Source organism: Cypionkella sinensis, assembly GCF_042646385.1.
In the GTDB taxonomy this organism is placed as follows: Bacteria; Pseudomonadota; Alphaproteobacteria; order Rhodobacterales; family Rhodobacteraceae; genus Cypionkella; species Cypionkella sinensis.
The window spans coordinates 1,498,992-1,510,930 of the sequence record NZ_JBHRTO010000001.1; the positions used below are offsets into that span (position 1 = coordinate 1,498,992).

13 protein-coding genes are annotated in these 11,939 nt (G+C 63.1%); 4 read left to right on the top strand and 9 right to left on the bottom strand.

Going from position 1 to position 11,939, the window contains the following annotated elements; translation table 11 throughout:
- Window positions 1-42 precede the first annotated feature (42 nt).
- From modA to ACFOGH_RS07445, 4 genes are read left to right on the top strand one after another with little or no spacing between them, the layout of a single operon-like run.
- Complete coding sequence (gene modA / locus ACFOGH_RS07430) at window positions 43-819, top strand: molybdate ABC transporter substrate-binding protein (RefSeq protein ID WP_380072436.1); 777 nt, start codon at window positions 43-45, stop codon at window positions 817-819.
- Window positions 820-824: 5 nt separating this feature from the next.
- A complete protein-coding gene (gene modB, locus ACFOGH_RS07435; protein ID WP_380072437.1) occupies window positions 825-1,523 on the top strand; it encodes a molybdate ABC transporter permease subunit in 699 nt (232 codons plus the stop codon).
- A complete protein-coding gene (modC, locus tag ACFOGH_RS07440) occupies window positions 1,520-2,617 on the top strand; it encodes a molybdenum ABC transporter ATP-binding protein (protein ID WP_380072438.1) in 1,098 nt (365 codons plus the stop codon). The genes modB and modC overlap by 4 nt, the downstream gene beginning before the upstream one ends.
- Window positions 2,614-3,504, top strand: coding sequence for a bestrophin family protein (locus ACFOGH_RS07445; protein WP_380072439.1), 891 nt, complete (start codon window positions 2,614-2,616; stop codon window positions 3,502-3,504). The genes modC and ACFOGH_RS07445 overlap by 4 nt, the downstream gene beginning before the upstream one ends.
- Window positions 3,505-3,519: 15 nt before the next feature.
- Here ACFOGH_RS07445 and ACFOGH_RS07450 read toward each other — a convergent pair whose 3' ends face one another.
- The 9 genes from ACFOGH_RS07450 to ACFOGH_RS07490 form a co-directional block, all read right to left on the bottom strand.
- A complete protein-coding gene (locus tag ACFOGH_RS07450) occupies window positions 3,520-4,212 on the bottom strand; it encodes a ribulose-phosphate 3-epimerase (RefSeq protein ID WP_380072440.1) in 693 nt (230 codons plus the stop codon).
- Window positions 4,193-5,011: an alpha/beta fold hydrolase gene (locus ACFOGH_RS07455; RefSeq protein WP_380072441.1), complete on the bottom strand. Its 819-nt coding sequence runs from the start codon at window positions 5,009-5,011 to the stop codon at window positions 4,193-4,195. The genes ACFOGH_RS07450 and ACFOGH_RS07455 overlap by 20 nt, the downstream gene beginning before the upstream one ends.
- The gene (locus ACFOGH_RS07460) at window positions 5,011-5,838 is read right to left on the bottom strand and encodes a sugar phosphate isomerase/epimerase family protein (protein WP_380072442.1); all 828 of its coding nucleotides are present in this window, start codon (window positions 5,836-5,838) and stop codon (window positions 5,011-5,013) included. Before ACFOGH_RS07460 ends, ACFOGH_RS07455 begins: the two co-directional genes overlap by 1 nt.
- Entirely contained in the window at window positions 5,838-6,914 is a 1,077-nt protein-coding gene (locus ACFOGH_RS07465; protein ID WP_380072443.1) for a Gfo/Idh/MocA family protein, read from the bottom strand. The genes ACFOGH_RS07460 and ACFOGH_RS07465 overlap by 1 nt, the downstream gene beginning before the upstream one ends.
- A 3-nt stretch (window positions 6,915-6,917) precedes the next feature.
- Window positions 6,918-7,868: a sugar kinase gene (locus ACFOGH_RS07470; protein ID WP_380072444.1), complete on the bottom strand. Its 951-nt coding sequence runs from the start codon at window positions 7,866-7,868 to the stop codon at window positions 6,918-6,920.
- 1 nt (window position 7,869) lies between these two features.
- On the bottom strand, window positions 7,870-8,634 hold the full coding sequence (locus ACFOGH_RS07475; RefSeq protein WP_380073976.1) for an ATP-binding cassette domain-containing protein: 765 nt from the start codon (window positions 8,632-8,634) through the stop codon (window positions 7,870-7,872).
- Between the two features lies 1 nt (window position 8,635).
- Window positions 8,636-9,697 carry an ABC transporter permease subunit gene (locus ACFOGH_RS07480; RefSeq protein WP_380072445.1) on the bottom strand — a complete coding sequence of 354 codons (1,062 nt, stop codon included), beginning with the start codon at window positions 9,695-9,697 and terminating at the stop codon, window positions 8,636-8,638.
- Window positions 9,698-9,824: 127 nt separating this feature from the next.
- Complete coding sequence (locus ACFOGH_RS07485) at window positions 9,825-10,808, bottom strand: ABC transporter substrate-binding protein (RefSeq protein WP_380072446.1); 984 nt, start codon at window positions 10,806-10,808, stop codon at window positions 9,825-9,827.
- A gap of 168 nt (window positions 10,809-10,976) precedes the next feature.
- On the bottom strand, window positions 10,977-11,882 hold the full coding sequence (locus ACFOGH_RS07490; protein ID WP_380072447.1) for a sugar-binding transcriptional regulator: 906 nt from the start codon (window positions 11,880-11,882) through the stop codon (window positions 10,977-10,979).
- Between the last annotated feature and the right edge of the window lie 57 nt (window positions 11,883-11,939).

Consider the following 11,939-nt stretch of genomic DNA (forward strand, 5'->3'; position numbering starts at 1 on the left):
CCGCCGTCGATATGTTCGCCAGAACATATCAATGGAGGCCCCATGCTCACCCGTCGCCACGCCCTGACCGCCGCCTTGCTCGCCAGCCTTGCCCTGCCCGCCAGCGCGCAAGCCGAAGAAATCACCGTTTTCGCCGCCGCATCCTTGAAAAATGCGCTGGATACCATCGCCGCCGATTGGCAAAAAGAAACTGGCAATACCGTGATGATTTCTTATGAAAGCACTGCAAAACTGGCAAAGCAGATTGAGCAAGGCGCGCCTGCCGATCTGTTCATCTCGGCGTCGAAAAAGTGGATGGACACGCTTTCGGAAGAAGAGCTGATCAAGGATGACACGCGCCACAACTTGCTGGGCAACACGCTGGTGCTTGTAGCATCTGGCAAGGCCGCCCCGGTTGAGATCAGCAAAGATCTTGATCTGAAAGGCCTTCTCGGCGATGGCAAGCTGGCGATGGGCACTGTCGATTCCGTCCCCGCTGGCCAATACGGCAAGGAAGCCTTGGAAAACCTTGGCCTGTGGTCCAGCATCGAGGCCAATGTTGCGCAATCCGATAACGTTCGCGCCGCACTTGCGATGGTGGCGGCGGGAGAGGCCCCCTATGGCATCATCTATGCCTCGGATGCCGTCGCCGATGACGAGGCTGGCGATAAGGTGACGGTAGTCGGCAGCTTCCCTGCTGACAGCCACAAGCCGATCGTTTATCCTGCCGCCATTACCGCCTCTAGCACAAAGCCCGAAGCACAGGCCTTCCTTGACGCTTTGTCAACCGAGGCTTCCGCCGCCGTCTTTGTCGCGCAGGGCTTCACCGTTCTGAAATAGGCCCGATGAGCGATTGGTTTACCCCCGATGAATGGCGCGCAGTGGCTTTGTCCCTGCGCGTTTCCGTTTGGGCGACGCTGCTCAGTCTGCCCTTGGGCATCTATGTAGCCCATGTGCTGGCGCGGCGGCAGTTCTGGGGCAAGCAGGTGCTGAACGGCCTTGTGCATCTGCCGCTGATCCTGCCCCCCGTTGTCACCGGCTATCTGCTGCTGCTGACCTTCGGACGTAAAGGCCTGATCGGCCACTATCTTGACCAATGGTTCGGGCTGGTGCTGGCGTTCAAATGGACCGGGGCTGTGCTGGCCGCCGCCGTCATGGCCTTTCCGCTGATGGTGCGCGCCATCCGTCTGGCGTTTGAGGCGGTGGACCCCAAGCTGGAGCAAGCTGCAGGCACTTTGGGGGCATCGCCGCTCTGGGTGTTTCTCACCGTGACGCTGCCCCTGATCCTGCCCGGCATCATCGCTGGTGCCGTGCTGGCCTTTGCCAAAGCGATGGGAGAGTTCGGCGCCACCATTACCTTCGTCGCCAACATCCCCGGCCAGACCCAAACCCTGCCCTCGGCGATCTACACCTTTTTGCAAGTGCCGGGGGGCGATCCGCAGGCGTTCCGGCTGGTGCTGGTCGCCATCGCGGTGGCTATGCTGGCGCTTGTCGCCTCGGAACTGATGGCGCGCGCCGTCGCCCGCAGGATCGCCGGGACATGAGCCTTTCTGTCGCCCTCAAGCACCAATTCCCCGGCTTTGCGTTGGATGTCGCCTTTGATGCCCCCCCCGGCCTGACCGCGCTGTTCGGGCGATCAGGTTCTGGAAAAACCAGCGTGATCAATGCGGTGGCGGGACTGCTTCACCCCGATCAAGGCCGCATCAGCGCCGGTGGCACTCCCTTGCTTGACACCGCGCAGCGCATCAACCTGCCGCCACACCGCCGCCGCTTGGGCTATGTGTTTCAAGACGCCCGACTGTTTCCGCATCTGACAGTGCGGCAAAACCTGCGCTATGGCCGCTGGTTCGCAGGCAACCCGACCACCCCCAATTTCGACCAGATCACCAATCTGCTCGGCCTTCATAGCCTGCTGCACCGCCGCCCCGCGGCCCTGTCAGGCGGCGAGAAATCCCGTGTCGCCATCGGTCGTGCTTTGCTGTCGAACCCCGCGCTGCTGCTGATGGACGAGCCCTTCGCCGCCCTTGACGATACCCGCAAAGTCGAGTTGCTGCCCTATATCGAAGCCCTGCGCGATCAGACGCAAATCCCGATCCTCTATGTCAGCCACGCCCTGCCCGAAGTCGCCCGCCTTGCCACCACGCTTGTGGTGCTGGATCAGGGCAAGCTGTTGCGCGCAGGCCCCGCCGCCGATCTTCTCGCCGACCCCGATCTGGCCCCCGCCATCGGCTTGCGCGACGCGGGCGCGGTGTTGACCGCCCGCATCGCCGCGCAAGATGCCGATGGCCTGACCGAATTGCACACCGCAGGTGGCCCGATCTGGCTACCGCAGATCGCAAGCCCCCTCGGCACCGCCCTGCGCATCCGCATCGCGGCGCAAGATGTGATCCTGTCGCGCAGCCGCCCCGAGGGCCTGTCTGCGCTGAACATCCTGACAGGCACCGTCCGCGACATCCGCCTGACCGATCAGGGCGCGCTGATCCAGATCGCCATCGGCCCCGAAAACCTGCTGGCCCGCGTCACGACCCGCTCGGCTGAAACGCTGGAACTTGCCCCGGGCCTGCCGATCTTTGCGATTGTGAAATCGGTCGCGGCGGCGCAAACCGATATCGGCACAAGGCAAGAGGGCGCAGCATGATTATCCGCGACAAACCCCGCGCTTGGGAACTGGCCTTTGCGATGCGCGGCTCGGTGCTGCCGCATATCGCCTTGCCGCTGTTGGGCGTGGTGGCCCTTGCGGGCGTGATGGTGCTGCTGGATCACCATTTCGGCGTGCTGCCGCATATCGAAGGCATCCCCTTCACCGTGTTCGGGATCGCTTTGTCGCTGTTCCTCAGCTTTCGCAACAACGCCGCCTACGATCGATGGTGGGAGGCGCGCAAACTTTGGGGCGGTCTGCTCGCCGACCTGCGCAGCCTTGCGCGCGAGCTTGAAGTCTTCGCCCCAGACCAAGCCCTACGCCACCGTATCCTGTTGCAATCCTTGGCATTTCTGCACCTGCACCGCCGCCAGTTGCGCCGCCTCACCGACGATGCCGAGGCACAATCCCGTGCGCCCGAACTGCTGGCCGATCCGCATCCGCCCTGTTCGGCGCTGAATCTGATCAATGCCGATCTGGCGCAAGCCTATGCCTCAGGCCAGATCGACGGCTTTGGCGCGCGCAGCCTGACCGCGCGGCTTGCCAGTATTGCCCTCGCGCAAGCCGGGTGTGAGCGCATCGCCGGAACCCCCTTGCCCTTCGTGTATTCGCTCCTGATTTACCGCACCACCTATCTGTTCTGCCTGCTGCTGCCGATGGCCTTAGTTGGCAGCTCTGGCTGGCTGACGCCGTTGTTCGTCGGCATCGTGGCTTACGTATTTCTAGGTCTGGCGGAAGTGACCGAGGAACTCAGCCATCCCTTCGGCAGCACGCTGAACGCGCTGCCGTTGGACGCGATCTGCCGCGCCGCCGAGATCAGCCTTGCACCGCATCTGGGCCAAGAAGCCCCGAAGCCCTTGCAGCCGAACGATTTTCATCTGAGCTGACTCAAACCCTCAGCCTCAAACCCCGTGCAGCCAGCGCATCCGTTCCGCCAGATCGGGCGCGCCAAAGGCCAGCGAGCCCATCACCACCGTCTCGGCCCCCGCCGCGCGCAACAGCGGCACCGTGGTGTCGCGGATACCGCCATCCGCCGCCAGCACCACCCGTCGGCCCGCGCCCGCGATCAGCGCCTGCGCTTCGCCCAGCCGCGCGCCCGCAGTCGGGTCCAGCCCCTGCCCCTTGACGCCAATCGCGGTGCCCAGCAGCGTCAGCATATCCAATCGGCCCACCCAGTCCGCCGCCCGCGCCACCGGCGTTTCCACCCGCAGCACCATGCCCGCCTTCACCCCATGCGCGCCGATCCGCTGCAAGCCCTCGGCGGCATTGGCATTCTCGACATGCAGCGAAATCAGATCCGCCCCGGCTTCGGCAAACTGATCAATCTGCGAGATCAGCACCGCATCATCCACCATCAGATGCACATGGATCGGCAGCGCCGTCTGGCCCCGCAGTGCTGCGACAAGATCGGGAAAGAACAACAAAGCCGGGGCAAAATGGCCATCTGCCACATCAATATGCAGGATATCTGCAAATGGCGTGATCCGCGCCAGATCATCCGCCAGCCGGATCAGATTGGCCGACCACATCGAATATTCCGCCAGCAGACGGTTGCGCGGCAGGGCGGATAGCCAGTCAGGCTGTGGGCGAGGCATCGTCGATCTCCTTCAAGAATTCTGTCATCGCATCGGCCAAAGCCGCCAGATGCGCCACCTTATCCCGCGCTTTCGGCGGCAATTCCACCAGCCGCGCCTGCGGGATCAGCGCCGCCAAAGCCTGCGCATGGGCCATCGGGTGAATCGCATCCTCGCCGCAACCGCAGATCAGCGCGGGAATGCGCAAGGCCTGCAAATCCTCAGCGGTAATCCCCGGGCCATCGGCGGAAATCTCTCTCAGCAGCCGTGCGGTTTCTGCAAACGGTTGCCGACGGAAAAACCCTTTTAGCGAGGCCAGATTATCCGGCGCCTCAGCCTCCAAGCGTTGCGCCGTATCCCCTGCATCAAAAAACGCCCGCGCCTGATCCAGCGGTAGCATCTGCAACAGCATGCCGACTTCGGCATTGGGGGCCATGTTCTCGGGTGCCGCCTCGACAACCCAAGCCGGTCGCACCAGCACCAGCGCGCGTACCAGATCGGGTCGCGTCACCGCAATCCGCGTCGCAATCGCCGCCCCCATCGAGATGCCACCCAGCACCACCGGCGCGCCGATTTCCGTGATCATCGCCGCGACATCCTCGGCAAAGCAGGCGATGGAAACGGTATCACCCAAGGGCGAGTCGCCATGCCCCCGGCACTCCAACCCCTGCCAGCGCTGCGCCCCAAGCCCTTGCATCGCCTCGTCAATCTGCCCCGATCCGCCGCACAGCCCATGCTGAAACACCATCGCCGGGCCGGTCTCACCACCGCCATAAACCGCGAGTTGTAACCCGTCGCGCAGAAGCGTGCCCACCCGCATCACGACCCCGCCAACACGCCCGACAGATAGTGCGCGACACCCGGTGCTTCCTCTGCCGCCAGCCCATGCGTCACCAGATCGCCGTCAAACCCAACTGCGCGCAACCGCCCAAGGAAATACGGAAAATCCACCACACCCTTGCCCGCCGTGGCAAAACCGCCCGCGCCGTCGCGGTCTTTCGCGTGCGCCATCAGGGTCCGGTCCGCCAGCAGATCGACCGCCCGCGCCAGCAGATCGCGCTGCGCGGGCAGGCTGGCCACCTCAAACAGGTTCGCCGGGTCCAGTACAATCGCCAAAGCGGGGCTTTGCAGCGTGTCGATCAACGCCCGAGCCCGCGCCGCACCATCGACCACATTGGCCAGTTCCGGCTCGATCCCCAGCTTGATGCCCAACGGCTCGGCCAAGGCACAAGCCTTGCCCATCTCGGCCAGCAAATCCGCCCAAGCGGCGGGCGAGACATTGTCAGGATGATGCCGCCACTGATCATCAGGATCGCGCGAGCCGGTGCAAAGCGTCACCATCGCCGTGCCCATCGGCTGCGCATTGCGCAGCAAAATCTCCAGCCGCGCCAAGCCCTTGGCCCGCACGCTGGGGTCTGGATGGATCATGTTATAAGTGCCGGACACCGCCGCAATCGCCACGCCCTGTGCGGCACTGGCATCAGCCACCGCCGCCACATCCTGCGCGCTGAGCGCATCCGGCATCGAAGCCAGCCCCGAACACGCCATATTATACTGCACCGCAGCAAACCCCGCCGCGCGTGATGCTGCCAACACCGTGGCCGGATCAGTCCCCGCAAAAGTCTTGGCGAAGATGCCCAGCCGCATCACAGCGCCCCCGCCACATCCGACAGCTTCACCGAGCGACCTTCCCGCGCCGATTGCGCAATCGCCACCATCGCGCGGACCGAGGCGATACCGTCCTCAATATCCGCCCCCGACTGCGACACCCCGTTCAGGATCGTCGCAGCAAAACCCTCCAACTGGCGGCGGTAGAAATGCCCATCCGCACCCAGCACCCGATGCGTCGCACCATCGCTTTCGCGGAAAATATCCACCTCGGACGACTTGTAATACCACGGGTTATAGGTTTTCCCCAACACCGAGCCTTGTTCGCCGTAAATCTGAAACCCCTCGTGCCAATCCATCCGCACCGCCACCGTCAGATCCAGATGCCCCAGCACCCCATTGGCAAACTCGACATCGACAAACCAGCAGCGGATGCCCGCCCGGTTCAGCAATCGCGCATCCACCGCGACGATCTCTCCGGCGAAATAGCGGGCGGTATCAACCAGATGGCTGCCATGTGCCAGCATATAGTAGCGGTCGAGATCGGCCTTGGGGTTATCGACGGGCTTCTTGGCGTGCTTCGACGTGACCATAAGCGGCTGCACCGCATCGGTCATCGCATAGCGGTGGGTATTGTCGCAGTACCATGCCTTCAAGGCCACCATTTGCCCCATCTCGGTGTCGATAAAACCCTTCGCGGCCTGCAAGCCAGCGTCATAACGCTTCATATGGCCAACCTGCAAAACACGTCCCGAAGCCGCCACCGCTCCGCGCAGAGACTCCGCTTCCTCGACACTCACCGCCAGCGGCTTTTCGCACAGCACATGCTTGCCCGCCTGCAGCGCCATCAAAGCCGCGGGCACGTGAAACGCATCTGAGGTGGCGATCACCACCGCCTCAAGCTCTGGGTCAGCCAGCATCGCCGCATAGTCGCTATAACTACGGCGCGGCGCATGGGTGGCGACCATGCGGTCGCGCAGATCATCGGCGACATCGCAGATTGCATAAAGCTCGGCATTGGCGGCCTTGGTACAACTTTCAAAATGCGCGGCCTGCGCAATCGGCCCGCAGCCCAGCACCCCAACCCGCAGCAACCGATCCTGTTTCGCGGGCATCCGCTATCCTTTCACTTCATCAATCTCGGCCAGACCAGAGTTGCCCTCCATCGGCCCCAGCTTTTGCACCGCCAAGGCCCCGGCGGCATTGGCCCGCGCCAAGGCATCGGCCAAACCCTGACCCGCCGCCAGCAGCGTCACCAAGGTCGCGCAGAAACAATCGCCCGCCCCGGTCGGATCGACCACCGCCACCTTATGCGCGGGCAGATCCACCTGCCCCGTGCGATCCCGCCCGATACAGCCTTGATCGCCATGCTTCAGCACCACCACCTGCGCCTGATCCGCCAGCAGTCGCGCCGACCAATCCGCAAACGCCTCACCCGGCCACAGCACATCCGCATCGGCATCCGAGGGCAGCACATAATCCGCCATGTCGATGATCCGCATCAGCGCATCCATATAGCCCGCATCTGCGATCAACTCAGCCCGGATATTCGGATCAACTGAGATCGCAACCCCCGCCGCATCCAACCGCTCACACAGGGCCAGCCCCGCCGCCCGCATCGCAGCATCGCCCAGCATCGAGCCCGAGATATGCAGCACCGCAATACCCGCCGCCAGAAAGCCTGCCGCAATCTCCTCCAGCCCTGGCAGACAAGCCGCCGCCGAATGGCCGATGTTGAACACGAAATCCCGGCTGCCATCGCTGTTATAGCTGACAAAGGCCGATCCCGTCGGCACCCCCGGCACAACCCGGATTAGGCTAGGGTCCACCCCATCCGTCACCAGCCGCCGCAAGATCACCTGCCCAAAGGCATCATCGCCCACCGCCCCGGCAAACACCGCCCGCCCGCCGAAACTACGCGCCACCCGCGCCGCCTGATCAATGAAGATCCCCGGCGCACCGGATGGAAACGGCCCGACATAGGGTGCCGCCACCAGATTGCGCCCGTCCTTGGCGCTACACACGAATTCCACCAGCAACTCGCCGATGGCTCCGATCACCACAGACATCTCAGCCGCCGATCATCAGCTTGACGACCTCGTCATGCGTGGTCTCAGAAATCTTGCGCTCACCCGCCTGCACACCGCGCCGCAGCACAACAATGCGGTCAGACACCGCAAAAATATCCTGAAGGTTGTGGCTGATGAAAATCACGCCACGCCCCTGCGCCTTCAACTGATGGATCAACTGGATCACTTTGCGCTGCTCGGGTACGCCCAAAGCCGCAGTCGGTTCATCCATGATCAGGATCTGCGCGTTCCAATACACCGCCCGCCCAATCGCCACCGCCTGCCGCTGCCCGCCCGAGAAGTTCGACACCGGCGCATCAAGCCGCGAGACATGGAAATCCAGCAAAGCCATGGTGGATTTCGCGGCCTCTGCCATCTTGGCGCGGTCCAGCACCGGTAGAAAGCCAAACGCCCGCCGCATCGGCTCGCGCCCCAGAAAGATATTGGCGCCAATCGACAGGTTATCCGCCAAGGCCAGATCCTGATAGATCGTCTCGATCCCGGTATCGCGCGCCTCTTGCGGCGAGTTGAACGACACCGGCTTGCCCTTCAGCAAAATCTCGCCGCTCGAGGGCTGATACACCCCGGAAATCGCCTTGATCAGCGTGGTTTTCCCGGCACCATTGTCGCCCGCCAGCGCCACCACCTCGCCCGCACGCACCATCATCGTCAGATCGTTCAGCGCCTGCACCGGACCGAAATTCTTCGACAGATTGCGCACTTCCAACAGCGGCTCGCCGATTTTCACTTGGCCGACTGGGGTCATATCACTCACTTTGCCGCCCTCCCGAGAACCGCCGCTGCGCCTGATCAATCAGCACCGAGATGATGATGACCACGCCCACCGATATAAACTGCCAGAACGGCTCGACATTGATGAACACCAATCCGTATTGAATGACCGCGATCACGAAGGCCCCGGCCACGGTGCCCAGAATGGTGCCGGATCCGCCAAACAGGCTTGCCCCGCCAATCACCACCGCCGCCACCGCATCCAGCAACAAAGGCTCGCCCGCTTGCGCCGCCCCTGCGCTGAACCGCGCCGCATACAGCACGCCCGCCAAGCCCGCGCACATCCCCGACAGGATATAAAGCCGCAGCAAGTGCCATTTTAGGTTGATCCCCGCCCGCCGCGCCGCTTGCGCATTGGCCCCGATGGCATAGTTGTGCTGGCCGAACTTGGTCTGGCCCAGCAGGTAATGCATGATCAGCACGAATACCGCCGTCACGATCACGATATAGGGCACCGGGCCAAGCCGACCATTGCCCAGCGCTGCAAACACCTCATTCTTCACCGGAACCGTGGTGCCGCCCGCCAGCAAAAACGCCACACCGCGCGCAACACCAAACATGCCCAAAGTGCCGATAAACGGCGGCACTTTCAGGAATGCCACCAGCAAGCCATTGATAAACCCCGGAATCGCCGCGACAGCCACCGCCACCACTGACCCCAGCAGCACCGCAGGCAGAAATCCCATCCCCGGCGTCAGCCAGTTGATCACATGCGCCGCGACCACCGCCGCCAGCCCCATGATAAAGCCCAGCGACAGATCGATCCCGCCCGAGATGATCACAAAGGTCTGCCCCGTCGCCAGCAGCAAAGGCGCCACCGCGAACACAGCAATCGACTGGATGTTGAACGGGTTCAGCACAAAGGTGCCGCCAAAGCTGATCCGCGACCACAGCTCGAAGCCCAGAATCAGCACGCCCAAAAACAACCAGGCCCGCAGATCAGCCACGCGCTGCATGAGGGTGCGGTCTTTGTCGGCATGATCGGCTTGCGGCGCGACATGCGGGGTCGGTTGAGAGGCGGCGGGGGGCGATGTCATGTGAAATTCCTAAACTTGGGCAGGCGCAGGCCGCACGCGCAACAACCAGGGACCCAGCTGGAGGGACCGTTGCAGATCGAGAGATGGTGGGGGATTGGGGGAGGGCGTTGCCCTCCCCCAAGATAAATCACTCAGCGTAGATATACTTCGCGATGTTCGGATCGGCGATGTTCGACTTGTCCATCACGGTAAAGCCAGTGCCAATATTCACCGGGATCGAGTTTCCGGTCAGATGGGCATAGGCCGAAACCACACCGTAATAGCCGATCTCAGCCGGATGCTGTGCAATCGCCACGTCCACCAGCCCGGTACTGATATTGTCCACGATGGACCCGGGTGCGTCAAACGCCACGACCTTGATATTGCCGGTCTGCCCCGCTTGCTGCACCCCAGTGCCTGCACCGAGGGCCGAGAACAAGTTCGCCCCAAACACGCCTTTCAGATCGGCATCACGCGCGAACACGCCCTGCAGCTGCGATGCGGCCTTGTTGGCGTCGTTGTCGTTGAACTGGGTTTCCAGCACGGTGACTTTCGGGAAATTCTCGGCCATCTCCGCCTTGAAGCCTTCTTCACGCTGGTCGGTGGTCGAGATGCCGGGTTTCACGTTCGAGACGAACACCTTGCCCTCGCCGCCAATCGCATTGGCCAGCGCCCGCGCCGCCATCCTGCCACCCAGCACGTTATCCGATGCGATGTAAGACAGCGGGAAATCGGCATCGCCCGCGCCGGTCTGATACTTGCCGGTGCCGATGAATGTATCCACCGTGATCACCGCGATGCCAGCGTCATGTGCCTTGCGCAAAGGCTCGATCAACTGGGTGGTGTCGGTTGGCGCGATCAGGATGGCATCGGGCGCGCGGGCAATAACTGCGTCCAGCACCGGAACCTGCGTCACCGGGTTGAAATCCGGCGCGCCTTGGAACACCAACTCCACGCCCAACGCATCCGCAGCAGCCTGCGCGCCCTTCTGCATGGTGATGTAGAACGCATCGGTGGTCAGGCCGGGAACCAACGCGATGGTGTATTTCTTGTCTTGCGCAACCGCCGATGTGGCGATCGAGAATGTCAGCGCCAATGCCGAAGCAGCGCCCAAAAAGCTACGACGTTTCATCCATATTCCTCCCTGAATACCCGCCGCACCACCTCCTCAAGTGGCAGGACAGTTGGCTGTTTCACGCCGAACGGGCGCCGCCAATGCCCCGAATAACACGTCGTTCACCGGGCTTCGTCAAGAGAAATTTTTTGCTGCAAGTATTTTCTTCGATTCGGCGCAGCCGCCTCAGCCTTGCGCCAAAGCATCCAGCACAACCTCTGCCGTCCGCGTATCGGTCAACAAGCCCGAGATCAGCCCCGCCTTCGCAGCGCCGATGATCGAGGGCACCTTCGCCTCACCCACCGCCACGCCGATCACCAACGGCGTGCGCCGCAACTGCGCACAAGACACCGCGATCATGTGCCCTTCTCCGCGCCACTGCACGATCTGGCCTGCGGCATCAAAATAATGCCGCACCACATCGCCCGCCGCGTCAGCCAGATCAGGGTCGCCCACATCCGTCGCCCCTTGCGTCGGGCGATCCAGACCATAAGGCAGCCCCACCCCCACCACCGCCAGATCAATCCGATCCCACAGCGCGACCGAGGCCTGCACCGCAGGCTCTGCCAGAAAGAAATCCAACGCCTCGGGCGCAGGCAGATAGGGCGCGTGGATGAAATGCGGGATCCCCCCCGTCACCTCGGCGGCACGGCGGGCAAATTCATTGCTTTGGAAATGCTGCGCATGTTGGCTCATCCCGCCGGTCGAGGGCACCACCGAAACCCCCGGCAAACTTGGCAAACCGCCGTCGATGATCGCCGCAACCGTGCGTCCCCAACCCACCATCAGCACAGAGCCCTGCCCCAGCCCCCGCGCCGCCACCATCCGCGCCAGCGGTGCCGCCAGCGCCTGCACCCCCGCCGCCGCTGGCGCATCCACCGCCACCGCCAGCTTCAACCCCAACCGCTCGGCCAGCATCCCGCCCAAAGCATCGGGCGCAAAAATGTCCCGCACCTCGATTCTCACGATGCCTTCCGCCCGCGCCCGTTGCAAAAGCCGCGAGATCGTCGCCGTCGAAAGCCCCAACTGCTTGGCGATCTGCACCTGGCTCAGGTCAGATTCGTAATGCAGCTTGGCGACGGTATGCAGCATGGCCCGGTTTTCACCGATCACGGCCCCGTTGGAAATTGACAGGTTGCAATTCCTTTC